Source organism: Amycolatopsis sp. NPDC003731 (assembly GCF_053586895.1).
Genome location: NZ_JBSFNC010000069.1, coordinates 21,940 through 45,387, shown reverse-complemented (window position 1 = coordinate 45,387; position 23,448 = coordinate 21,940). Strand labels below are relative to the sequence as shown.

General features: G+C 66.5%; 19 protein-coding genes. 9 read left to right on the top strand and 10 right to left on the bottom strand.

Annotated elements, in window-relative coordinates; all coding sequences use genetic code 11:
• Positions 1-113 precede the first annotated feature (113 nt).
• From ACWDN5_RS26310 to ACWDN5_RS26285, 6 genes are all read right to left on the bottom strand, one after another.
• Entirely contained in the window at positions 114-2,315 is a 2,202-nt protein-coding gene (locus ACWDN5_RS26310; RefSeq protein WP_449678148.1) for an FtsK/SpoIIIE domain-containing protein, read from the bottom strand.
• A 65-nt stretch (positions 2,316-2,380) separates the two neighbouring features.
• Positions 2,381-3,286, bottom strand: a complete 906-nt coding sequence (locus tag ACWDN5_RS26305) for a hypothetical protein (protein WP_449678147.1) — start codon at positions 3,284-3,286, stop codon at positions 2,381-2,383.
• Entirely contained in the window at positions 3,286-3,486 is a 201-nt protein-coding gene (locus ACWDN5_RS26300; RefSeq protein ID WP_449678146.1) for a hypothetical protein, read from the bottom strand. The genes ACWDN5_RS26305 and ACWDN5_RS26300 overlap by 1 nt, the downstream gene beginning before the upstream one ends.
• Positions 3,486-3,803, bottom strand: a complete 318-nt coding sequence (locus ACWDN5_RS26295) for a hypothetical protein (protein ID WP_449678145.1) — start codon at positions 3,801-3,803, stop codon at positions 3,486-3,488. The genes ACWDN5_RS26300 and ACWDN5_RS26295 overlap by 1 nt, the downstream gene beginning before the upstream one ends.
• A gap of 1 nt (position 3,804) precedes the next feature.
• Complete coding sequence (locus ACWDN5_RS26290; RefSeq protein ID WP_449678144.1) at positions 3,805-4,002, bottom strand: hypothetical protein; 198 nt, start codon at positions 4,000-4,002, stop codon at positions 3,805-3,807.
• Positions 4,003-4,172: 170 nt separating this feature from the next.
• Positions 4,173-4,466, bottom strand: coding sequence for a hypothetical protein (locus ACWDN5_RS26285; RefSeq protein WP_449678143.1), 294 nt, complete (start codon positions 4,464-4,466; stop codon positions 4,173-4,175).
• Positions 4,467-4,657: 191 nt separating this feature from the next.
• On the opposite strand from ACWDN5_RS26285, the gene ACWDN5_RS26280 reads away from it, so the two are divergent.
• From ACWDN5_RS26280 to ACWDN5_RS26270, 3 genes are read left to right on the top strand one after another with little or no spacing between them, the layout of a single operon-like run.
• Complete coding sequence (locus ACWDN5_RS26280; RefSeq protein WP_449678142.1) at positions 4,658-5,518, top strand: GntR family transcriptional regulator; 861 nt, start codon at positions 4,658-4,660, stop codon at positions 5,516-5,518.
• On the top strand, positions 5,515-6,447 hold the full coding sequence (locus ACWDN5_RS26275) for an NAD(P)-dependent oxidoreductase (protein ID WP_449678141.1): 933 nt from the start codon (positions 5,515-5,517) through the stop codon (positions 6,445-6,447). The genes ACWDN5_RS26280 and ACWDN5_RS26275 overlap by 4 nt, the downstream gene beginning before the upstream one ends.
• A 19-nt stretch (positions 6,448-6,466) precedes the next feature.
• Positions 6,467-7,420: a hypothetical protein gene (locus ACWDN5_RS26270; protein WP_449678140.1), complete on the top strand. Its 954-nt coding sequence runs from the start codon at positions 6,467-6,469 to the stop codon at positions 7,418-7,420.
• Here ACWDN5_RS26270 and ACWDN5_RS26265 read toward each other — a convergent pair.
• Positions 7,417-8,247 carry a hypothetical protein gene (locus ACWDN5_RS26265; protein WP_449678139.1) on the bottom strand — a complete coding sequence of 277 codons (831 nt, stop codon included), beginning with the start codon at positions 8,245-8,247 and terminating at the stop codon, positions 7,417-7,419. The genes ACWDN5_RS26270 and ACWDN5_RS26265 overlap by 4 nt on opposite strands.
• Before the next feature lie 1,022 nt (positions 8,248-9,269).
• Here ACWDN5_RS26265 and ACWDN5_RS26260 point away from each other — a divergent pair.
• The 4 genes from ACWDN5_RS26260 (at position 9,270) to ACWDN5_RS26245 (ending at position 19,608) form a co-directional block, all read left to right on the top strand.
• On the top strand, positions 9,270-10,271 hold the full coding sequence (locus ACWDN5_RS26260; protein ID WP_449678138.1) for a hypothetical protein: 1,002 nt from the start codon (positions 9,270-9,272) through the stop codon (positions 10,269-10,271).
• Between the two features lie 214 nt (positions 10,272-10,485).
• On the top strand, positions 10,486-14,043 hold the full coding sequence (locus ACWDN5_RS26255; RefSeq protein ID WP_449678137.1) for an AAA domain-containing protein: 3,558 nt from the start codon (positions 10,486-10,488) through the stop codon (positions 14,041-14,043).
• Entirely contained in the window at positions 14,040-17,270 is a 3,231-nt protein-coding gene (locus ACWDN5_RS26250) for a phospholipase D-like domain-containing protein (protein ID WP_449678136.1), read from the top strand. Before ACWDN5_RS26255 ends, ACWDN5_RS26250 begins: the two co-directional genes overlap by 4 nt.
• Positions 17,263-19,608: an ATP-binding protein gene (locus ACWDN5_RS26245; protein WP_449678135.1), complete on the top strand. Its 2,346-nt coding sequence runs from the start codon at positions 17,263-17,265 to the stop codon at positions 19,606-19,608. Before ACWDN5_RS26250 ends, ACWDN5_RS26245 begins: the two co-directional genes overlap by 8 nt.
• Here the strand turns inward: ACWDN5_RS26245 and ACWDN5_RS26240 are convergent.
• The gene (locus tag ACWDN5_RS26240) at positions 19,576-20,649 is read right to left on the bottom strand and encodes a hypothetical protein (RefSeq protein ID WP_449678134.1); all 1,074 of its coding nucleotides are present in this window, start codon (positions 20,647-20,649) and stop codon (positions 19,576-19,578) included. The two genes, ACWDN5_RS26245 and ACWDN5_RS26240, sit on opposite strands and share 33 nt — an antisense overlap.
• Positions 20,650-20,818: 169 nt before the next feature.
• Between ACWDN5_RS26240 and ACWDN5_RS26235 the strand changes: the two genes are divergently transcribed.
• The gene (locus tag ACWDN5_RS26235) at positions 20,819-22,090 is read left to right on the top strand and encodes a hypothetical protein (RefSeq protein ID WP_449678133.1); all 1,272 of its coding nucleotides are present in this window, start codon (positions 20,819-20,821) and stop codon (positions 22,088-22,090) included.
• Positions 22,091-22,479: 389 nt separating this feature from the next.
• On the opposite strand, the gene ACWDN5_RS26230 is transcribed toward ACWDN5_RS26235, so the two are convergent.
• On the bottom strand, positions 22,480-22,671 hold the full coding sequence (locus tag ACWDN5_RS26230) for a hypothetical protein (protein WP_449678132.1): 192 nt from the start codon (positions 22,669-22,671) through the stop codon (positions 22,480-22,482).
• On the opposite strand from ACWDN5_RS26230, the gene ACWDN5_RS26225 reads away from it, so the two are divergent.
• Positions 22,655-22,897 (top strand): hypothetical protein, encoded by a 243-nt coding sequence (locus ACWDN5_RS26225; protein WP_449678131.1) that lies wholly within the window; start codon positions 22,655-22,657, stop codon positions 22,895-22,897. The genes ACWDN5_RS26230 and ACWDN5_RS26225 overlap by 17 nt on opposite strands.
• Positions 22,898-23,073: 176 nt before the next feature.
• Here the strand turns inward: ACWDN5_RS26225 and ACWDN5_RS26220 are convergent, their stop codons facing one another.
• Positions 23,074-23,412, bottom strand: coding sequence for a hypothetical protein (locus ACWDN5_RS26220; RefSeq protein WP_449678130.1), 339 nt, complete (start codon positions 23,410-23,412; stop codon positions 23,074-23,076).
• Positions 23,413-23,448 lie beyond the last annotated feature (36 nt).

The following is a 23,448-nucleotide window of genomic DNA, read 5'->3' as shown; positions in this document are numbered from 1 at the left end:
GGGTCTAGGGCGCTAGTGCGCTGGTCACGACTGCTGCGGGTGCCTAGAGGAGGGGTCTAGGTCTAGGGGCGGTCCGGTCTAGGACGCGAACCGCCCCTAGCCTCCGAACCCGGTTACGCTCGGTTGTTCTTGGCGGTGGTGAGGGCGTCGCGGGTGTAGCCGTTGCGGTTGGCTCCCTTGCCCGTGTCAGGGTCAGTGCTCCACACCTGCTTGGGCTTGACGCCATACGGCTTGAGCGCGGTGGCGAGGTTCTGCGCGGTCCAGCCCCGGTACTGGCCGGGCCGCAGCTCGGCGAGCCGGGTCACGATGGCGTCGGACCAGAGCTTGTCCTCCCCACGCTGGAACACCGCGATGGTGTCGGCCAGCGGGTCCAGCCGCGCGGCCTCCACGTCCACGGCCTCACCGGCGGCGTAGCCGGTGATGTTGCCCAGCGCTTCCCGCCGCGCCCGGGCACCGGCGGCGATCTTCTTGGCGTCGGTGGCGTCCTTGTAGACGCTGCGCACGATCTGCGCGTCGTCGCCCTCGCCGGCGAGGTAGCCGATGCCCCGGTCCGAGCGGGCGAACATCGTGGCCCGCACCCCGGACTTGTACTGGCTGGTGCCGAGAACCATGTCGTTGGCCTGCTGCCCCATCACCTTGAGGCAGAACCGCAGGATGGCGTTGGCGGAGATGCCCGTGGGCAGCGACTTCGCGTCCGGGCGCTGCGTGGCCAGGATCAACGTGATCCCCAGCGCGGGGCCGCGCTTGACCAGGTCGGTGCAGATCTCCTCCAGCTCCTCGCCGTGCTCGGGGTGCTCGAACCACACCTGACACTCATCCACCCCGACCACGATCGGCGCGAGCCGCAAGTCCTTACGCGCGGCCAGCTCCGGGGTGACTTTGTTGTCCGGGCAGACCGATTCCGGCAGGTTGCGGATCACCTTGGTGCGGCGGCGCATCTCGTTCCGAAGTTCCCGCATCTCCACCACCATGCGTTCGATGTCCTCGGGGTCATCGCCGACGCCGTAGCCGTGCGCGCACTGCCCCAGCGGGGACAAGTCACCGGTGCCTTTGAGGTCGTAGGCGTAGAGCACCGCGCGCGGGTCCAGGGCGGCGATCAGCAGCAGTTCCCGCAGCGTGACCGTCTTGCCCATGCGCGGGACCGCGCCGATCACCATCGAGGCGAACATCAGCGTGATGGGCACCCAGCGGCCGCGCTGGTCGGTGCCGAACGGCTGCGCGGTGAACAGGTCGACCGTCGCGCCCGGCTTGGCCAGCGGCCACGGCTTCTGCTTGGCCTTGGACATGTCGATGTCCCCGACCCACAGCACCAACCGTCCTTCGTGGACCTTCGCATCTCCTTCCGGCCACACGCACCCGATCTGCCGGCGCAGGGCGGAGGACAGCTCGTCGCGCTTGGCGATGATGTCGCCGGCCGTGACACCCAAGGGCAGGTCGACGTCGGCGCGCCAGCCGTCGCCGTCGCGGGCGATCGGGTTCGGGAACTCGATGCGCTTGCCCTTGGCGTAGGCCTGGTTCAGCCCACCGATCCCGAGAGAGCAGAGCGCGTCCTCGATCATCGACGACGTCAGCTTGGATGCCTTGACCGAGTCCACGGCGCGACCGGCGACCGGCTTGTCCGCCGGTGCGCCCCACCAGCCCACGAGCGTCATCGCGACCACCAGGCCGGTCCAGTTCCAGAATGGCTCCAGCAGCACGGTGCAGAGGTAGACGATGGCCAGCAGCACGGACACTGCGAGCACCACGGTTCCCGTGCGGCGGCGCACCGTTTCGTTGCGGATCTCGCGCAGCTTCATGTACAGCTCCGCGTCGGCGCGGTCGCGGGCGTTCATCCGCACCGGGTGGGACTCCGCGTCGTACACCCACGCGCGCAGCCGGGCGACCAGACGGCCGGTCGCGCCGAACGAGCGCAGGAACGCCGTCGGCACGTACACCGGCACCCGCAGCGCGTGGAACGCCGTGGTGTGGGCGGCGTAGCGGACCAGGAACCGGGCCCGCGACTTGAACTCCTCTGCCGAGGTCAGCCAGCGCGCGACCAGCGGCCGTGCGGTGGCGTGGCCGGCGGACTCCCACCACGTCACCTTCGTTGCCGGCGGGTCGACCAGCCGGACGACCGTGCCGGACTCGGTGTCGTCGGCGGCGGGCCGGTCCTGCTCCGGGATCTCCTCCGGCGTGCGGGCGGTGTCCGGGCGGATCGGGACGACGTTCCCGGCCCGCGTCTTAGCGGTGTCGGTAGCGGCCGGGTCGGCGTTCACGGCGGCATTCACGGGCGTCTCGGCCGGGGTGTTCGTGGACGGGTCGGGCGTGCTGTTCACGGAAAGAGGCCCTTCGGAGTCGGGTCCGTTCACGGACTCAGGCGTGTGGTCGGCGGTGGTGGACATCAGGCGGCCTCCTCCTGGTCGACGGTCACGGGCTGGTCGGCCGGCACCGGCGCAACGGCCGGGCGGGCAGTTTCGGCGATCAGGTCATCAGCGACGTTCTTGCTGGTGCCGCGCGAGATCTCCGGGCACACGGACCGGACCCAGGCCGGGGTGATCTCGATGCCCGGGGCCCACGCGGCGCGGGCGTCGGCCAGGTAGTCCCCGCGCAGCTTCCGAGCCGGCTTCGCGGCTGACTTGCGGACCGGACGGCGGCGCGGCCGGGCCACCGGTGCCGACTTCTCCCCCGCGCTGTCCTCCGCCGGAGCAGCGGGCACGGCAGCCGGAGCGCCGGTGGCCTGCTCTCCCGTGAACGCCGTCCCCGCGGCGGCCATGACCGCTTCGGTGAGCTTGTCCCGCAGCACCGGCGCGGTCTCCGCCGCGAGGAACACCAGCACCGGCGGAACCGAGTGCAGCACCACCCCAGCCACGTCGAAGTGCGTCCAGGACTTCCAGGTGTTCATCACGTAAGTGGCCAGGAACGCGAACCACTTCGTCCGGTGCGCCCACCGGCCGGTGTCGACCTGGTACCGGGCCGTCACCTGCTCCGCCCGCAGCACCGCCACGAGAACCAGCGAGACCATCGGGTCTAGCAGCCACCCGGCCAGCCAGCCGAGCGACCAGGTTGCGGCGCCGGCGGCGGCGAAGGACTGGACGTTGACCATGGTGAAGGCCAGGCCGAGGAAGATCCCGAGCCAGATCACCGCGTCGACCTGCGTGCGGACCTTCTCCACCCGCAGCGCCACCACGTCCGGGTGGTTGGCCAGCCGCCGGACCTGCGCGGCGGTGGCCGCGTCCTGGGCGAGCTTGTCCGCCTCGGACAACGGCTGGTGCTTCGCGTCCTGCGGAGCCAGGGTTTCCGTGCTCATCAGCTCTGCCCCCATTCCGTGCCGTGCTTGCGCTCCCACTGGTCCGCGCGGCCTTCCAGTTCCGCGTTGAGGACCTGGCGGCGTTCGTTGTCGTTGAGCTGCGCCAGCACGCCCTGCCGGTGCTCGGGCTTCATGCCCGAGAGCAGCACGTGGACTACGGCGGCCGCGATGGCGTCGTCTTCGTTCTTCTTGCTGAACATCAGCGACGACCTCCACGGGTGGTGTGGACGATTTCGGTGATGGCCATCAGCCGCACGATCGTGGCGGCGGCCAGCAGCGCCGGGACGACCAGCGCGATCCATGTGGCGGTGGTGTTCTGAATCTTCACGATCACCAGCCACTGAACGAACGCGATAATCGCCGTGGCCAAGATCAGGCGGATCGTGTTGCCGGTCATGCGGGTGATCTCACGAACGCCCCTCTGGGCCCGGATCGCGGACTTGCGGCCGGAGCGCCACATGGCGAACACGCCGACCAGCGCCAGACCGCCGAGGACCATCAGCACCTGCGTGGACATCTCAGGCCACCGCCGGAACGTCGAAGAGGTCGACCTGGCCGGGGGCCTGCCAGTCCCCGCCGTTCCACACCGCGTCCAGCGCGATGCCGTGTTCGGCGCGGATGACCGGCTCGGTCTCCGCCAGCCAGGTGCGGCGCGTGGCGGCCGGGGCCTTGGCCCACGACTGGCCGGTCTGGTCGGTGTATCGGCGGATCGCCAAACGCTCGATTGCGCGAGGCGTGAGGGTGCCTACCATGAGAGACCTCTCCGAGTAGCTACCTGCGTGGTGGTTGATCGGGAGACCCGACGCGGCGTGCGCGTTCTTGGCGGAGTGAGCCGCCGTGTCGGGGTCAAATGCGGCGAGAGCGACGGGAAAGCCGAGTCGGACGGTCATGCGGCCTCGCCCTCCGGTGCCGACGTAGCGGCGCCCAGGCGCACCGGCAGCACCCGCAACGTGGCGCGGTCGGTCCGCCGGCGCGTCCGGTGGGCGTGCTGCGCATCGGTGAACGTGTGGCGAGTACGCGTCTGCGCCACCGTCGACGCAGCAGCCAACTCCTGATCGACCTCAGCGATCAGCGCGTCAATCGCCGACTCGGTCAGGCCGTCCGGGCAGTGGCCCTGACCGGCGCCAACACCGTCAACAGCGGTCCGGACGACTCGGTTGGTGATGTGTGCGGCCTTCATGATGTTCCCTTCCAGGGTGTGTTGCGGAACACCATGAACCTAACAGTTGGTTTTTTTACCAGTCAATTGATTGACTCGAATGGAGTAGCGTTGACGCGCTGAGCAGCCAGAACACAGCCAGTCATCTGGTATGGTCTGACCCGTTGACCATCCAGATGGTTGGTCTCTATGGCGAACGAAGGAGCTAACTGATGTCTCGGCCGCGCTCTGGAGTCCGGCGGTCCGAACCGCTGCACCAGCAAGTTGCCCGCAACATCCGGAACGACATCGAGGCCGGCCGCCTTCGGGACGGTCAGCCGCTGCCGTCGACTCGCGAGCTCGCTAGCGAGTGGAACGTCAGCCCGTTCACAATCAACGAAGCGATGGACGTGCTGATCAAGGAGGGGCTCATCACCAGCAAGCCGCGCGCCGGCCGGATCGTGAATGCGCCGCACGTGACCGCAGAAGCGCACCCAAAGCCGAGCTCACCGCAAGTCCTCGTGGTCGGCGGCTACGCCGGCAGCGGCAAAACGGAACTGGGCCGCATCGTCGCGCGCGAGACCGGCTGGCCGATGCTCGACAAGGACACCTTGACCCGCCCTGTGGTCGAAGCGGCACTGGAACTGCTCGGGCTCTCGCCCAATGACCGCGAGTCCGACTTGTACGTCAACAAGATCCGACCGCGCGAGTACGAGGCACTGATCAGTGCCATGACAGAGAACGTCCAGTGCGGCAACAGCGCGATCGTGACCGCGCCGTTCGTCAAGGAGTTCGCCGACCCGGCGTGGGCGGAACGAATTCAGGCGACCTGCGCAGCGATGGGCGCCAAGGTCTCGTTCGCCTGGGTCTACTGCGACGCGGACACGATGCACACGTACGTCCGCCACCGCGGCGCCGCGCGCGATGCCCAGAAGCTCGCCAACTGGGACGACTACATCTCGGGTATCGACCTCGAGTTACGGCCGCCCGCTCCCCACGTCGTCATCGACAACTCAGCATCCAGCAAGCCCCTTCAGGATCAGGCACGGAGCCTTGTCAGCTCCCTGCTGAGCAAGGACACAGAACAACCGTGACAACTCGCATCCTCGTCAGCAACGAGACGGACGACCTGGTTGCCCATGAACTGTTCGGCCAGCTCGACGCCGTTGAGGTCATCCCGTACGACCCCACGACCACGAACCTAGATGAGCGGCAGCGTCAGGCCGAGATCTTCGTGCCGCCCTACCGGGGCACCAACCGCCCCATGCCGTTGATGGCACAGATGCCCAACCTCCGAATGGTCCAGCTGACGGCGGCCGGCACGGACGAGTGGGCGAACGAGGTCCCGGACGGCGTCGTCCTCGCCGGCGCGAGAGGCGCACACGCCGGACCGGTTTCCGAATGGGTGCTGTCCGCCGCGCTGACCCAATACCGCCAATGGCCAGCGCTGGTGCGTTTCCAAGACAAGCACATATGGGCGCACCGCAAGTTCGCCGCTGACACACTTCGCGGCAAGCGCGCGCTTATCGTAGGAGCGGGCAGCATTGGTTCGGCCGTTGCGCGACTGTTTGCGGCCTTTGGCACGGAGTCCACACTCGTCGCCAGCACACGCCGCGATGGAGTGCACGCAGCCTCGGAAATTCCCCATCTAATTGACGGGCATGACATCGTAGTAATCACCGCTCCACTAACCGAAAAAACTCGAAACTTGGTTGACGCAAAGTTCCTCGCGACCATGCCCGACGGGGCACTACTCATCAACGCCGGTCGCGGCAAGATTGTAGACACTGACGCGCTGGTCAACGAGGTAAGCTCGGGGCGGTTGCGCGCAGCTCTCGATGTCACAGAACCGGAGCCCCTCCCCGAGAGCCATCCGCTTTGGCGGTGCCCAGGCGTGGTTATCAGCCCACACTCTGCTCGAACAGTTCCTGACACTAACAGGCTCTGCTATACAGTCTCGGTACAACAGGTCAAATCATTTCTTGCTGGACAGAAGCCCTCCAACGCCACCAGACAGAGTTAACAAGAGGTCGAACAGAGCAATGAGCCCAGACCGGCAATCGCCGCATCGAATTAAACGGCAAAAGCAGCGTGAAACCTCCCTACTTGGCGACATATGGAACAGTACAACCCGGCCACTTCGTTTAGTCGCTTCGTCAATCGCCGGTTTCGGACTAATATTACTTGCCATCGGCATCGCCGGCGATGCGAACGACTGGTTCTCATCACTCCCATTCCTTACCAATATCCTATCTGGAATTACGAGCGCATGCTTCGGGATACCTTTGGCTCTCGTCTTCCTCCAATGGCTGACGAGTCTCCAGAGCGAAGAGCTGCGCAAACGGTCAATCATGCGACTAAGGATCAAACTCTCAAAAGAGTTTCATACCTCCATTTGCGCACCCGCGAGAAGTGGGAGATTTTCCGACCTGGAAAAACTTTACGATGAATATACGAAGATGTCTCAACCTTGGCAGGAACTAGTCGAAACTCTTGACGATCTGGCGCGATCGTCTGGCCACGAATACTACTCAACCGAACACATCGACGAGGACGCCCGAGCAAAGAAAGCCCGAGTTCTTCTGAGTGAATATTTGGACAAACTCCAGGCCGCCTCAGAACTAACAAGGGAAGTGCTAGCGCCTGAACCAAAGAATTGGCAGACCCGCGTTAGGACACAGTGGGAAACCCTCGAATCCAGCCTTAGGAACGAGTCACTACAGGCCGGACTTAACTGGATCCCAGCAGAGCTTGAAACAGAGATAGAAGCTCTGATGGCAGACATTGACCTGTCGAGAATGTATGCCGTCTGGGACGTCTCTCAAACGATGGCTTCATGCCAAAAATCTCTACATGAACCCTGGTCAACCCAAAGTATTATGGGCATACAAGCTAGCGGCTTCGTGCCGGGCTTTGCAGTTGGATACACCAAGCAACTGCACGACTTGATGGTTTACGTCAACGCGATCGACGATGTCTTATCCCATGACCGCTAAGCTGACGAGTTGTTACGTCGTCGATGGAAACGGATGCCAGGCGCAACGAGCGGGTCATATTGACCAGTACATATTTCCGTGAACCCAACAGGCGGCGCCGTCATGGACAATTCGGTAACACCTCGAACGCCTTCCTTATCGTAGCCATAAAGCCCAGCCACAGGGTTCTCCGACTCGCCGATCTGCGAGCGCAACTCTTCATTAGCCAGGAACATATCCCGATACTTGGCGACAATTTTCGCCTGCTCAGGCGTTGGCTTGAAGCGATTCGCGAATACCGCTACAGCGCCACCGTTATTGAGTCGCAGTTCGCCGACACGTACAGCGTCGTCGACAGAAAGATAGATCTGCGAACCTGGATCACGAAAGATGATGTGTACATTGACCCAGTAGCCGCGCCCAGGATCTTCAATCCACCTCACAGGCGCACTACCCAACTCCGAAAGTTCGTATTCTCGCAACTCGGTACGGGGAATAGTTATGTAGTAGGCTCGACACCATCCAGCAGCGAACGGTTTCAACAAGGACCATTTATCAACATGGCGATCAGAATTTCGTTCAAAATACTGCATGGCGACATTGGAGAGATACGAGTGCTGACATACTCCCGACTCGTGGAAGCTTACCTTCATAACGCCACCGGTCGGGATCGTGACCAGGTAGACATCAGACTTGCTCTTAGAAGAGAAGATCTTATGGACGGTAGATTTCACGCCAGAAGACTGCCCGATCGCAAAGCTGAATCCTTCGCCGGGCGGCGCGGCACTGTGACCCAACGGGCTACCGGCATAGCCCTCTCCAGCGTCATGGATGCCCTCATCGTCCATATGGGTAAGACGACGCAGTCAGACGAGTCGTTACACCCCCTCGACGCCCCCGTAGGTCCTGGATGACAGCAGCTGTTGCTGGTCAACGGTCACTTCCGTGATCCGTTCAAAACCCGTCCAGTGTGAGTTCGAATCTCACCGGGGGCACGGAGATTTCCCAGGTCAGCGTCATATTTCCAGTCGAAGCAGCGACTCAGCGGACCATGTTTGCCCAGGTCAAGCCGTGTGAGTTCGAATCAGTCCGTCACAACGAAACCCTTCGACGACGACGCGCACGACGGGTCACTCGCCTTCGACCTGCTCCGACTTACTCCTGCAGGAGCGTACGAGGAGCACCGCAGCCTGATCGTCGGGCCCGGCGATCAGGCTCGACCGGACGTCGTGAATGTGCTGCTACGCGGCGATGTAGGTAACCTCGCCAGCGGATGTCCCCAGCCTCTTCCTCGTTCATCTCGGCCGCGAAGTCCAGCAACACCTTGGCGCCGAGCGTTCTGACGCCGTCGGCACGCGCACCGGGCGAGTTACGGAGCGCGACAGCATTACGCGGCGCGCTGACAGCGAGTGCGGCTCTCGTGTGTGAGGCGATGGAGCATCGGACGATCTTGTCCGTGGTCAGCGAGGCGAAGGCGCCGATGAGGCGGTGAATGGCCTGGTCGCACTCGGGTCGGCGCCGTTCCCGGCCCGCTCTCGTCAACCACGCCCCGACGTCGCTGCGCGGTGGCATGGACGAGATAGCCGACCTCGCTGCCGCAGCATAGGTGCACTCGGTGATCGTCCTGAAGCGGAATTGGACGAAGCTGCGGCAGGAACGTCTTCGTGACACTGTCCGGGTGGTGGCCACCTTCATCGTTGAAGGGGGCCATTTGAGGAGCCGAGTGCGGTGACGACGTCCGCGGTCCCGGAACGCCTCGGGCGGGGCAGGCGGCGCGCGAACTGCGCACGGTCCCGCCCCCGAGGACCCGCTCTCAGGTCTTCAAGGTCGCCGTCGTAACGAATGGCGTTCACGTCGCGACCCAGTCCCCGTGACGGAGACCGGTGGCGGCGACAGGAACCTCTGGGAGCGCAGCAAGGCGGCGGCAGACCGGAGCAAGCGGGAGAAGTCCGACGACACCGAAGTCCGGGTGATCGAGATGCACGAGCGCTCCCGCGAGCTGCTCGGCGATTGGGCGGACAAGCTGGACGTCGCCCTCACCGACATCACCCCCGTCCACCGTCCGGCAACACCCGAGATGTGGAACGCGGGGGCGACCAAGGAACGCATCGAGACGACCTTCTCCTGCGAAGGCAGGCAGTTCACGGCCATCTACGACGGCTTGTTCCACGTGCACTTGCTCGGCAATCCGGCGAACACCGCCGTTCAAATCGGTGAAGCCATCGCCAAGATCGAAAAGTCCGAACAGCGCGCCGAAGCGGCGAAGCGCGCCAAGCGGGCGCATGCGGAAAACCGCCGCAAGAAGCTGCGCTACGGCGGCATCATCGGCGCAGCCACCGTCATTGTGGCCGTCGCAGCGACGCTGATCTACCAGGCTGCCACCAGCTTGCCGATCGAATATTCCTCCGGAGACAAGCCCGACCGACGGCCGTGTCAGGCCGCGAGCTGCAGCGAGGACGGCAACTTCCACTGGTTCACCGAAAGCTTCAGCACCACCTTCACCACGACGGGCGATGACACATTCCGCAGCACGCTCAGCTTGGGGCCACTCTGTGATCTGAAGTCCCACTGGGAGATCACCTTGGACGGCGTTCCCTGGCGCAGCGGAGACTTCGGGCAAGCGGGGCCGTCGATCGACCTGGACGTCCCGCTTCGAGGAGTGCGGGAGGTCAAGCTGGTCGCCACGGCGCCACCGCGTGCACAGAACTGCTTTCCCGAGATTTCCTGGCTCGCCAGAGACTGGCGCCGGGCAGTCGATCGGCCGCGCCAGGGCCGAGGCGGCTTCGCACGGTCGCGCGTCTGGCGTGGTCTCCGGCGATACGCCGCGACCGTGAGGATATTTCCAACTTCGGTGACAATACCTGATTCGTAAGCCAAACCAATTTTCAAGAAGGCAGTAACAGGAAATTCGCCGGCCGCGACTTCAGGGCTGTGGGTCCGCTCGGGTGCCTGGTGCAGCCAGGAATCGATCGGGCGTTCCTTCGGTCGGGAGTGGGCGTGGGTTTTCGCGCCGTCGATGAATCTTCGGCGTGGCGTGGCCGACGAGAACCTCGCTCAGGGTGATCGGGACCTCGGTTAGGGGAACGATGAGTTTCGCGCGTGCTGATGTGGTCGTCCGGGCGATTCTGTCCAAGCAGAGCCGGGGCGCAGCCCGGTTCACTACGCTCAGCGATGACGGCGAGACGCTTGACGGAGTCGAGGTGCTCGCCGGCACCATATACCGATATCCGCAGATATTGAATGACAAGCAACGTGTCTCGCTGACGGTCTATCTCGGTCTCGGTGACGTCGGCGGCCAGCTCTGGGAACAGGAGTACCGGGTTCTCCAGCGGATCGGCCACCTCGGACACTCGAGCCTTCCCAAGCTGGAGGACGGTGGCTTCATCCCGGCCGCCAACCTGGTCGGCGTCGACTCCGCCGATGGCGGTGCCGGCTACATCCGCACGTGGGTCTACGGTGAGAACCGGGTTGACGACGCTGCGGCGATGGCCGACTACCTCAGCAAGCACCCCGAAGAAGCATTGCGGCACTTCTGGTACCTGGCGGACGGTCTGGCGATCCTCCACGATGCGTCGATCGCCCACCGCAACCTGTGGCCGGGCACGCTCGAGTTCGACACGACCACCAGCGAAGAGCACGGCGGCCGGATCAGGCTGGCCCGGTTCGAGATGAGCACGATGGTCTCCAACCTGCTGCGGGCCAACCGGCTGGGCAGCGCCGGAGCTGCGAACGTACGCAACCTGTACCTCAGTCAGCACGAACGGTTCCTGGCGTACGCCCCGCCCGAACGAGTCGAATTCCTGCTCGGCGCCGGGGCTGACGTGGGCGGCTCCGCCGGGGACGTCTACTCGCTCGGCATGATCGGTGCTGAATGGATCCTGGGCTCGAACCTGGTCAAAGGAGCGCCGACGACCGCGACCGGACTGGTCGAGTTCCGAAAAGCGGTGCGTCGCCAGATCGGGAACTCTGACCTGCCGATTCCGCTGATCGAACTCTTGCGCGGCATGCTCGAGGACGCACCGCGGGCAAGGCCGGAGATGGCGGAAGTCATGTCGAAGATGAGCGAGCACTATCACGGTATGCTCGAAGGACTGCGGCCCAGGCAGGATAACGACAAGCCCTATCTCGTCGCGTACATGCGGGGCCGGCCGGACAGCGTGTTCCTCCCCTGGAAGGCCATCAGCGAGCCAAGCACCACCGACATCGGTGAAAAGGAGTTGGCGGAGCTGATCGAGAGCGACCTGAAAGGCGCCACCGTCTGTCATTCGCCGGATGGCGCACTGCCGTTCGTCCAGGCGGGCCAGGAGGAGTCTCGTCGCCGCGCGACAACGGTGCTGTTCGGGCAGAACTACGTGTGGTTCACGGAGACGCTGTTCCGAACCGCAGGATTCGGTCGTAAGGTCCACTTCAAGAACATCCAGGTCGTCAAGTACGTCCTGCAGAAACACCGGATTCCGCCGCGGTTGCACGAGCTCCGGAAGACGAGCCTCTCGCGGAACATCTTCGCCGTCGAGTCGATCGACTTCGCCACCGACATCGAACTGCTCGAAAGACGGGGGCAGGGCCGCCCCGACTGGGGCAGTTTGACGCAGTCGACCGCGCAGCGCCTCGTCCACACCAGCCTGGCACAGCGGTACCTCGACGGGCTCGAGTGGTACCTGGAATACCAAGCGGCTAAGTTCTACACCCGGGAGTTTTCGTTCGTCCGGGAGAGCGCCGCCGGCGCGGTGAAAGCGGTGTTGCGCTGGGACCGGGAGGCCGACCGCAGAAGGGCACACTTGCTGCCGGCCATGCACGGCAAGCTGCTCAGCAGCGAACGCTACCGGGTGGCCTTGGGCGACTTCTTCGCCGAGGCCGCCAACGACGATCCGGGCGGCATCCAGGTGGAGGTCCGGTTTGATGACGCCGGACGTCCGGGAAAGCGCGTCGGCGTCTACCGGCTGGACGACGCCCGGGGCCAGGAGTCGATCGTTCTGGACGTCGCCCATTACCCGCGGATGCCGGAGCGGGGGTGGGTGCGCTTGGAGAGCGACAAGGTGAGCCGGCGGGCCTTGGAACGTCAGGTCGTGGCGGTGAGCGAGCTGGCCGGAAACCACGTGCTGCTGGAGAACCTGGTGCGGCCGGAAAGCAACCAGGGGCGTCCCGGACGCTGGGCGGCGGCGGGCGGGGAACTCGAGGGCGAGGGGCGCGAAGCCGTCCGGGCGATGCTCGAACATGAGACGATGTTCGCCCTGCAGGGGCCGCCCGGCACCGGCAAGACCGAGGTGACCTCCCAAGCCGTCGCCGAGTTCCTTGCGGTGGATCCGCGGGCACGCGTCCTGGTCTCGGCGCAGTCCCACGATGCCCTGGACAACCTCGCGGCCCGCATCCTCAGCAAGATCAACGCCCTCGACACCGGTCTCCAGCCGGCCAGGTCCGACTGGGTGGCGCTGCGGCTGGCCAGCGACCACACGAGCAAGAGCGTCGCGGAGTCCATCGCACCGTTCATGGAGGACCGCCTGGTTCCGCGGGTGCAGAAGGACATCATCCAACGCGTGGACGCCCGGCTAAAGGAGCGGCGTTTCACCAGCAAGGAGATCGCCGGGTTGCTCGGCGAGTGGCGTTCGGCTGTCTCCGAGAGCGGCCTCGAACTGCGGATGCGGATCCGCAGGGGTGCCAACCTCGTGTTCGCCACGACCGGCGCCGCCACTCGCGGCCGGCTTGTCGAGCAAGCCACGAACGAACCGTTCGACTGGGTGTTGGTGGAGGAGGCGGCGAAGGCCTGGCCGACGGAGCTGGCCCTCCCTCTGGTCCGTGGTCTGCGTTGGACGCTCGTGGGCGACCAGGCGCAGATCGGCGCGTTCGCGCGTCAGGAGGTCGAGCGGTTCCTCGACGACTGCCACGATGATCCCAACCCGGAGGTCGCCTCCTGGTGGGAGGCCAAGGAACACTTCCTCGCGGCGTTCAGCACGTTCGGCCAGATGTTCGCCGAAGACGTTCCCGACGCGCCGCGGCTCCGGCTGAGCGAGCAGCGCCGCATGCGGGATCCCATCGCGCAGGTGGTCGGCCGTGGCTTCTACTCCGGCGGCGAGGGTCCCGGGCTGATCACCAGGCGGAACGACCGCGATCACGGTCTCACCCAGCCGCGCTGGCTTCGCGGGCGCCCCCTGGTGTGGGTCGACACCGGCACCACCCAGCAGGCGAAAGGGTTCTGGTACAACGAAACCGAGGCCGAGATCGTGGCCGCGTTGCTCCGCGGCATCCGGCCGGCGCTGCAGCCGTCGGGGCGGACGCGGACGAGCCGGGTGGCCGTGGTCACGCCGTACCGCAAGCAGGTCGAGCGGATCCAGCAGGGTGCGGCGGAGTTCGCGAGCGACATCTGGACAGTCGACTCGTTCCAGGGGCGGGAGGCCGACGTGGTGATCGCCTCCTTGGTGCGCGACCGTGACTCCCGCGGAGACGGCGCGACGATGTACTCGTCGCTCGGGCACCTGGCCGATCCGGCGCGGGCGAACGTCATGCTGAGCCGGGCGCGTGACCTGCTGGTCATCGTCGGACGGTTGAGCCTGTACGAAAACTGCGCGGTGCCCGAATGGCGTGCGGCGGCAGCCGCGGTGCGGGAGCTCGGCCGGATCGTGCCGAGCGAGGAGGTGCGAGCCGGATGACGACGGTCGAGGTCTATGTGGAGTGCGAAGTCCTCGAGGCAAGGCTCCAGCTGAGTCCCGTCTCGGCAGCGTCCTCTTTGGAGACTCTCGTTCTGAAGGCGATCCTCGCCGGAGTGGACACGGCCCACGAACTGGCGATGCTGTTCGGGGTCACTTCGCGGCTGATGGTCGACCTGCTCGGCGACCTGTGGCGCGACCAGCGGATCACCTTCGAGTTCGGTATGCACACCGAAAGGATCACGGTGAGCCCGGAGGCCAGGAAGGAGCTGAATGACCTCGGCGTCGGCGAGAAGCTGAACAGCTCTCTGCGGTCCTCGGTTCCCCAGACGATCCTCCTGGACACCCTGACCGGGCGTGTGCTTCCCGAGCGCTTCGGCCGCTACACCCCGCGCCAGGCGCGGCTCGTGGTCACCCGGACCCCGGACGATCGGTCGGCCGGCGACATCGACACCGCCGAGCTCACCGCGGCGATCAGCCGGGATGTCGAGTGGTCGGCTGGAGGACCGCAGGTGGAGGGCATGCGCGTGGTCAAGGCCTACCTCACTCCGGACGCCCCGGAGGCGGCGCGCCGGCACCGGTACCTCGCCATGAGCGTGAAGGTCGCCGTCGACCAGGCCGACCGGATTGTGCTGGAGGTCGACGACCCGCGACTGCCTGCCGAAGCCCAGCGGATCGCCAACCAACGGCTGCAGGCCCTGCTCGAGAATGATCCCCAGTCACCGTTCGCCGGCGCCCTCCGGGCGGAGGCGGGTCAGGTGCTGGATCCGCCGTCGAGCCTCTACCAGCAACTCACCGGCTTCCGCCAGTCGGTTCGTGCGCTCGGAGGCGTGCCTCCGGCGAGTCGCCAGTCAGAACACGATCGCCTCGCGCTCGACGGGGGCCGGCTGGCCGCACGCGTGCAGGACATGGCGCGACGGGAGATGTCGGTCTCGGTGATCCGGACGCCTGCGGAGCACCGGACCGAGATCCTCGACCTGATCGGCGCGGCCGAACGGCAGATCGTGCTCGTCGCCCCGTGGGTCACCTACCGGGGTGTACAGCCCTACCTGGAGGCTCTGACGGAGGCCGCACGGCGTGGGGTGCGGATCATCCTGCTGTGGGGGATCAACCGGCGGGACGACTCGCTGCCGACCCCGGTCGTGAACGCGCTGGACGACATCAGCCGGGCCGCCCAGGCGACCGGCCGGGGCGGTGGTGTCCACTTCGACCGGGAGCAGCCGTCGCACGTGCACGCGAAGGTCGTCCTCGTCGACGACAGAAGAGTCCTGGTGACCAGCTTCAACTTCATGAGCGGGAACCTGCTCAGCGAGGTGGGATTCTCCGCGCGGGCCGATCAGGACACGACGTGTCCGTTGGCCGAAGAGCTGCTGCGCTGGGCGTACAACGCGCAGCCCAGCTACCGCCTCGCCTGTCTGTTGCTCAAGAGCCGCGACCTCTTCGGCGAGCGGTCGGCCGAGCGGGTATCGGTCGTGCCGGAGTGCCCCGAGTTTTCCCCCCGCATCGCCGCGGCGGAACCCCAGTCGGCCCCGGCGGTGCTCTGGTCCCGCGAGTGGCAGGACTTTGGCGAACGGCTGGCCGCCGCGACCCGGATGCTCCGGCCGGTGACCTACCCGGTTGTCGACCACCTGCACAGCTCGCTCATGTGGGACGCACTGCGGGGCGCCTCGAACCGCGTCCTGATCGCGTCCGACAAGTTCTCCTCGACCGTCGTCACCAGCGGGTTCGTGGCGGAGGTCAAGCGGTGCCTGCAGCGAGGTGTCCACGTCGCACTGGTGTACCGGACCCTGCACGACGAGTCCGAGGACGAGCAGACGGTCACCGCACTGCGAGCGGTCGCCCGGCAGGCTGCCGACGAGGCGACGTGGGGAACGCTGACGCTCAAGCAAGACGAGACGAACCACGCGAAGGTGCTGATCTTCGACGACGAGACGGTCGTCGGCAGCTACAACTACCTGTCCTACGAGGCCCAGTACGGTCGTGGCAGGCGGAGCGGGCGAAGCGAGGTGAGCATCCAGCTCGTCTCGCCCTCCACCACCGACTCGGTCGCCCAGTCCGTGCTGGGATCGGCCACGTCGTGGCCGATCGAGGCGGAAGAGGCGGCCGCCCCGGCGGTGAACGCCGTCTCCCGAGCAGCTCAACTCGCGCTGCACGAACTCGACCGCACGGAACTGTCCGATCAGAGCCGGCTCGTGGCCTACTGCCGCTCAGGTGACTCGGAGTTCACTGTCGCCGACGCGCTGGTCGAAACCAACGTGCCGGACGCCGATCTCGAACGCGTCCACGCCGCGATGTTCGCCGCCGCCGATCCCGGCGAAGCGGCCGTCGAGTGGGGCAGGCGGCTCCTGGACGCCCTGTGGCGGCGTGAGGAGTGGATCACCGCGCACCTCGTCCGGGCCGGCATCCCCGACGCCGCACTGCGGCCTCGAACCGCGATCACGGCCGTCGCCGCCGGAATGGGCTCCGACCTGGTGACCGACCTCCTGGTCGACGCGGTCCTGACCGACGACCTCGAGCAGGACGAACTCGACGTGCTCGCGGCGATCGGCGCGGCGGCGCTGCTCGAGACCGGCGATGCCCGCTTGGGCGAACCGCTGACGATACTGGGTGAATCCGCTACCGCGGCGGTACAGGAGTTCGTGGTCGGCGCCCAGGCCTTCGGGTGGGAATTCGGGCGGTTGCCGCGGGAGGACCTGCACGCCGCGGCCGCAGCCGACCGGCGGCGCACGGTCGCCGGTGACAACTGGGCCCTCGTGGCCGACGCGATCGACAAGTTCGAGCGCTACCAGCCGAACTGCCCGCAGGGCGATCTCACGAAGAAGTACCTCCTTGGTGACGGTGGCGCCTTGGACACACTGCGGCGGACGGCACGGCGGCGGGACCACTCCGGGCTGGCGCGCTGGGTCGAGCGCAACGACGAGCCGAGCGAACAGAAGTGGCTGGACAAGGCCACGCGAGCGTCGGGCAGCCCGACACTCGTTCCGGACGGCAAGCACCGATCCATGGTGATCAAGAGCCGGGCGATCTTCGACCCGGTCCGGGCTCTCCTCGCCGACGGTCCGGACCACGCCGGCGAGCGGGTCCCGGATCGCGTCCTGCAGCGCCTCGACGAGATCCGCGACCGGGCGACGAACGCCCTGGCAAAACTGTCGCCGTCGCCGCAGAGCCGCCCGGCTGCGCGGGTGCTGGAGAACCTGATCGACCTGTTGCGAGGTGGACGCGATGACTGAGTACCACGACCAGTTCGTCGAGCGAATCGATGCCTGGCGCTACCCGGCTCTCGCCGTCCTGCGGTCACCGGTCCCGCCCTCGACGGTGGCGCGGGCGGTGGCGCGCGACCTCGCCGCCGCGTGGACGCCGGAAGGCGGCATTGCCCGGCTGCTCGAACAGGCCGAGTTCGCGCTCGCCGCGACCTCGCTCGAGGCCCTCGGCGAGGACCCGGGCATGGACAAGGACCGGCTGGACCTCCTGCGCGCCCGGCTGGCCAAGGCACAGCACGAGGCACAGGAGGAGGTGGAGTGCCGACGCCGGAAGCTCGTGGCGCGGTGTGACCGGAACGCCATTCCGATCCCCGCCGACCTACTCATCGCGACGCGGGCCACCGACGACCTGGGCAAGGTCGGAGCGAAACTCGACTCCGTGGACCTCACGATCCGGGAGATCGAGAAAACGATCGCCGAGGAGCTGCGCTTGCAGCTCGACAGCGTCCGCTCGTCGCTGGCCCCGCACCGGAGCGACCACGTCGCGGAGCTGATGACCGCCGGCGAATTCCTGCTGGCCCGCCAGGCGTTGACGGCGCACGACGATCAGCCGCTGATCCCCCTGCACGTCAGGGAGAAGCGTTGGAGCTGGCCGTCGCTGTCGCTCCGGCAGGTCCTGCACTACTTCGACACGCCGGCCGACCGTCCCGCCGGCATGCCGTTGTTCGTCCCCGGGGACGACGACCCGTGCGGGCAGGCGCTGGTCGCCGCCTTGCGACAGCTGGAAGAACGATCCGAGAACGCGATCACCGCCTACGTCACGGCCGTGCAGAACCTCATCGCCGACGTGGACGTCGCCCCCAGGATCAACAACAGCGACGGAGTGCGCACGACGCACCTGCTCATCCCGGACGATCCTCGACTGCCCAAGCTGGACTTCGTGGGGCGGAACCCGGTGTTGTTCGTGGTCGGCGACGCCAACACGGACACGGCCTTCCGGCTGGCGCTGCGGATGAGCGAGCCTTCAGGAGTACCCGGCATCGACATCGCGTCCGTGCTCGCGCTGCTGGCCAAAGACGAGGACGGCCGGGTCCGGAGCAAGGAGGCTCGCCGGATCTCCTTCTTGCGCAGCCTGTGCGTGAACCTGGAGCTGGATCACGTCGATCCGGCGGCGCTGCCGGTGGCGGCTCCGGAACTGCTGCGCAGCCGGCTGTGGTGGCTGCTCCACCTGGTCGGCCAACCGGCGAGCCCGGTGGTGCTCGACCAGCTGACCGAGCTCAGCGGTGGCCACGCGCGGCCACTGCTCGCGATCATCCGGGCAGCCAACCTGCGCCAGGAATTCGACGTCGACGCGCTGCGGACCGAGGAAGGGTTCGACGACCTCGTCCTCGCCGCTGTTCGGGCCGATTTGCCGGACCCGGCTTTCGTGGCGCTGATGACTCTCGTGTACTTCGGCACCACGAGCGAGGAAGAGCTTCGCCTCGGTATCGTGCACCTTCTCAAGGAGCTCGACTCGCCGGTGGCAGTCGACTCGATCGTCGACATCGAGGCTTCGCTCGAGACGTTGCGGCAGAAGGGGTACCTGCCGGGCTGGAGGCCGGACAACGACGACCTGACCTTGTGCGGGTGCGGAGTTCTCCGCTCCCTGGCGCGGACGCAGCGGGCGGACGAGGAGGCGCTGCGCACCCTCAAGCGGCTGCTCGGCCAGCACGGCAGCGACGTGGCGAGCGTCGCGGTCGACGCGCTGCACCGCCGTGCGCTCACCGACCTGATCCACCTCTGGGCGGACGACAAGCAGGCCCGGTCGGGTGACCCGAGGGCCGATGTGGCCGCCAACCGGGAGGTCCGGCGCAACTTCCAGGACTGGCTCGAGCCGGACCAATCACTCGACCTCGACGCCGAGTGCCACACAGTCTGGCGCAAGGCTCGAGACCGGCACCGGCGGGTCGACGTCATCTTCAACGGGAACACGAACCTGGTGGCCACCGGAGCTCGGCTGGCGCTCCGGCTCAGCCTAGAGAACCTGGTGAACAACAGCATCCAGGCCGCAGCCAAGGCGCTGGCCGACGACGACCGATTCGGTACGGTGGAGTTCACCATGTTGGCCGAGGACGGGGGATCGCGGGCGGTCATCGACATCCTGGACAGCGGTCACGGCGTGGTCGAAGCCGTCCGCTCGAGCCTTGAGCACGGTTTGGTGCCGCCCTCCACGGAGCACAGCGGCAACGGTGCCGGGCTGGCCGCGGCCAAGCACTGGATCGAGGCGCTGGGCGGGACGCTCACGCTTCTGCCTGAACCGGCCCCGCGACTCGGCGGCGCCCATTTCCGGATCGTTCTACCGGCGAGGGTCGTGCAGAGCGGCGGGTGAGCCGTACCTCGACTGGAATTCGTGCACCGCCACCCGAAGTGCGGCCAGGTCGTTGTGGCGGGCCACGGCGTAGAGTTTTTCATGCTCCGCGCGCATCCTCGTCGTTTCCGTTTCCCTGCCCTGCTGGCTCAGCCACTTCTCCGCGTACCGCCCGATCCGCGGGAGCTGGTCCTCGAGCGCGTTCACCAGGTAGGTCTGGATGTCCTCGGCGAAGAGCTGGTGGACCGCCTCCGCGACGGCCGAAAAGTCCGCGGAATCGTCGTCGCCGCCTTTGGTGACGACCGCGACCACGTTGTACCGCTGCTGGAACGCTGTGATGTCCCAGCCGCCGAGCGGGCTGAATGTCATGACGACGATCGGAACGGAGGTGCGGCTCCGACTGATCGTCTCGACCACGACGGTGCCGTCGTTGTCGTGGTAGTCGGCGCCCAGGTGCATGTCCACCAGGACGGCGTCGAAGTCACGGTCGAGGTGGGCGAACACCCGCCAGAACTCGGCGAGATCCCGGACCACGGTGCACTCGTACTGGCCGAGGATCCGCCGCAGTCGCTCGCCGACCCTGTCTTCGACGATGAGCAGCCGACGTGGCGTGAGGCGGACGCGCTGCCGTTCGAGCTCGTCCCTGGCCCGGTAGAGCGGCCGCCACGCTTTGTCGTCGAGCAGTCTTGCCGGCGGGCCGGACCGCCAGACCGCCAGGGCGGCACACACCGAGTCGTAGGTTTGATCCGTTCCGCCGGTACCGGCACAGCCGATGAACCACCGGGCGTCGACCTCCGGGTCCGGGAGGTCGAGCCGGTAGCCGAACCCGGCGCGGTCGATCTTCAGATCGAGTTTCCGCAGCTCGCTGATCCGCTTCTGCAGTGCCTTGTCACTGCGAACGTCCAGGTGTTCCTTCAACGTCGAGTCGGGCACCGTCTCCCCGGCCTTCATGGCAAGGGTGGCGAGCACGCGTGCGGTCACCACGCCCGTGACCGTCTCCGTGCCCGCTGCGGTGCGCACCACGACGGCGCCGTTCAGCAATTCCACCCGGAACCTGCTCATCCGCGCTCCAGACACGTCGCGACCGGCTTTCTCGTGGAGTCGCTGACCCGGTTCTGACTGTTTCACAGCGGACAGGTCGCCGACGCGTCAGCTTGACCCCTTGGGCCGGTCAGCGGGTCTGCGGATCGTGGACCCCACAGCAGGACAACCCCCCAAGGAGATGATCACGATGAGCAGCATTTTCAAGCCGACCCGCACGATGGCGCCCGAGCCGGGCAACGTTTTCTTCGCGATGCCTTACGGCGTCAAGGTGCTGAGCAACGGCCAGGAGTTCGACTTCGACGAGTTCTACCGCGAGGAGTGCGTTCCCGTGGTGCGTGAGGACTGCGCGATGTCCCCGGTCCGGGTCGACGGCATCTACGGTTCGCAGGGCGTGCTCGAGGCGGTGTGGCAGGCCATGCAGCAGGCCGACCTGGTCGTCGTCGACTTCAGCGGCCGCTCGGCGAACGTCGCGTTCGAGTTCGGTTGGGCGCTGTTGCTCGGGAAGCGGATCGTGCTGCTCACGCAGGACGCGGAGGACATTCCTTCCGACGTGCGCGGGCTGTACCGCTACATCACCTACAGCGACAAGTCCCGGGATATGCGTCGCATGCGGGAGGAGCTGGCCCTCCAGCTCAAGGCGATGCGGGAGGAGGCCGCGGAGGAGATGGCGCCGATGCCGATGCCGGGCGGCGCGATGACGTCGGTCGCCGCCAAGGTGATCCACGCGGACCAGGACTACGTGGTGGTCCGCGACGAGCGCGGCCGGTGTGGCGTCATGCGCAACAACGACGTCGAGTACTGCCGCTTGATCAAGGACATGCGCAAGCGGTTCCCGGTCGGCACCAACCTGGACGGCGCGTTCGTCGTCGACCCGATGCGCAGCGAGATGCGCTACACCCTACTGGGTGGCGAGGTCAACCCGTGGCCGCTGCTCGCGCGCCGGTTCCCGGCCGGGCGGACCTTCCGCGGCCGCATCGCGAACTCCAATGCCGCGCTCGGTGCCTTCGTGCAGGTCGAGGGCAACATCAACGGCCTGGTCGGCGCCGAGCAGTTCGGCGGCTCGGTGCCGTCGCCCGGCACCGAGCTGGAGATCACCGTGGTCAAGGTCGACGAGAGCCGGCGGCGTGTGTCCCTGCGCCTGGTCCGGGTGCTCAAGGAGGCCCATAGCGCCGGGGCCGGCTTCGCCGAGGTCGGCTGGCGCGGCTTCGGTGAGGTGGTCAAGGCGGTGCCCGAGGCCGATGGCCGCGGCGGGTTCGTGCTCGTCCGCGTCCCCGGTGCCAGCCGCCCTGCCCTGTTGCTCGCCAAGGACATGACCGCCGACCTGCGCGCGGACCTGAACAACGGTCACGTCGAGACGGGCGAGGAAATCTACGTCGAGGTCCGTCAGGTCGACACGGTCCGGAACCGCACCTTGCTCGGCGAGTTGCCGGAACCCGAGGATCCGGCCCAGGCGGCCTGACCGCCGCCGGCGGTGTTGCCCACGTAGTTGTGTGGGCAACACCGCCTCGGGCGTCGGCGTACTGGACCGCCGACTACGAAAAACCGCCCTGCTTGGTCTGAGCGGGCAGCGCCGCCGCCTCGCGGCACGCGCGACGTGCTCTCCGGGCCGCCATGGCGGCCCGGAGATTCCGTCAGTACAAAGCACTCGCTGAGACTCTATGTTTCGAGGGATCACGAGGAGGTACCGTGTGCCTGTTTCCGAGGTTCGCTTGGCTACGGATTCGTCGGAGCCCAATGATTAAGACCGAACCGTCGGGGCTCTCACCACAGTAGGGCGAATCGCGCGGCCAGGGCAGCGAGTCGGCTAGTCGCGGGCCGCGCTTGGATCACCTGCTGGACACCGTGATGTCAGCCTCCGACCAGGTGAAAGAAGTCGTTGGTCTGCTGTGTGCAGAGCAGACGCTGTTCGACTTCGGTGAGATCGTGGCTTTGGCCATCCAACTGCAGAAGCTCTCGGATCCTTACGACGAGCTGTCCGAGGGCATCGACCGCGACGGTCTTCGAATAGCGGTCGGGGACAATCTTGACGTCCTGCGTCACCGATGCCGAGTTCGCCGCGCCCAGCTACTCGATCGCCAATTCGGCGACGCAGCCGCCAACGCTGGCCGGCGCAAAGCTGTCGACCTTGGTGACGCTAATCCATGGTCAGAACGATCGGCTGCTCGACCTGGCTCGCCTGAACTCGCAGGACTTCGAGCTGTCCATGTCGCTGCGGGCGAAATCTGCCGCTACGACCGGATCCTACTGTGCCAGCACGCCCCGTTGACGACAGGGCGCGGAGATGTTCGTGCGGCTGTTCGTCGACCGGTACTGGGCGGTGCACTTCCGCGGGAGCAGCTGCACCAGCGATCACGAGGTCGCGGAGGAATCCGTCGAGCACCGCCAGCAGGGGACTACTGGCGACGGACAGCTGAAGCCGCCGGGATACCCGGTGACGCAGGATCACCGCACCGGGAGGCCACGGGCAGCCCGGACAACGCGACCGACGATGCCAGGCACAGCCGGCAACATCGCGTTCACCACCATCTCCGTCGCGGTCACTCCTGCGCTGTCCGACTTCGCCGCTCGTACCAATAGGGCATGCAACACTTTGTCGTGACGGGCGTAGTCCCGAGTGGCCAGGACCTCTGCCAGCCCTTGGTGAGAAGTGATCGTCGACAACGCCGGCTCCTCGACGGACCAGGCACGCAGAGCCTGGTCGAACCGCGTCACGACGCGGGGCTGCTTGAACTGGACCTGCAGGATCGTCAGCGGGCTGTTCTCAGTGGATCGACTGGTCATGACGCAGGCTCCTTCGCTCGGATGACAAGATCCGAG

What these genes read in the sequence shown, in the direction of transcription:
- ACWDN5_RS26305 (WP_449678147.1), bottom strand. Translation starts at nt 3,286, where the DNA reads ATGAGCACGGAAACCCTGGCTCCGCAGGACGCGAAGCACCAGCCGTTG.
- ACWDN5_RS26300 (WP_449678146.1), bottom strand. Translation starts at nt 3,486, where the DNA reads ATGTTCAGCAAGAAGAACGAAGACGACGCCATCGCGGCCGCCGTAGTC.
- ACWDN5_RS26295 (WP_449678145.1), bottom strand. Translation starts at nt 3,803, where the DNA reads ATGTCCACGCAGGTGCTGATGGTCCTCGGCGGTCTGGCGCTGGTCGGC.
- ACWDN5_RS26285 (WP_449678143.1), bottom strand. Translation starts at nt 4,466, where the DNA reads ATGAAGGCCGCACACATCACCAACCGAGTCGTCCGGACCGCTGTTGAC.
- ACWDN5_RS26280 (WP_449678142.1), top strand. Translation starts at nt 4,658, where the DNA reads ATGTCTCGGCCGCGCTCTGGAGTCCGGCGGTCCGAACCGCTGCACCAG.
- ACWDN5_RS26270 (WP_449678140.1), top strand. Translation starts at nt 6,467, where the DNA reads ATGAGCCCAGACCGGCAATCGCCGCATCGAATTAAACGGCAAAAGCAG.
- ACWDN5_RS26265 (WP_449678139.1), bottom strand. Translation starts at nt 8,247, where the DNA reads ATGGACGATGAGGGCATCCATGACGCTGGAGAGGGCTATGCCGGTAGC.
- ACWDN5_RS26255 (WP_449678137.1), top strand. Translation starts at nt 10,486, where the DNA reads ATGAGTTTCGCGCGTGCTGATGTGGTCGTCCGGGCGATTCTGTCCAAG.
- ACWDN5_RS26250 (WP_449678136.1), top strand. Translation starts at nt 14,040, where the DNA reads ATGACGACGGTCGAGGTCTATGTGGAGTGCGAAGTCCTCGAGGCAAGG.
- ACWDN5_RS26245 (WP_449678135.1), top strand. Translation starts at nt 17,263, where the DNA reads ATGACTGAGTACCACGACCAGTTCGTCGAGCGAATCGATGCCTGGCGC.
- ACWDN5_RS26240 (WP_449678134.1), bottom strand. Translation starts at nt 20,649, where the DNA reads ATGAGCAGGTTCCGGGTGGAATTGCTGAACGGCGCCGTCGTGGTGCGC.
- ACWDN5_RS26235 (WP_449678133.1), top strand. Translation starts at nt 20,819, where the DNA reads ATGAGCAGCATTTTCAAGCCGACCCGCACGATGGCGCCCGAGCCGGGC.
- ACWDN5_RS26220 (WP_449678130.1), bottom strand. Translation starts at nt 23,412, where the DNA reads ATGACCAGTCGATCCACTGAGAACAGCCCGCTGACGATCCTGCAGGTC.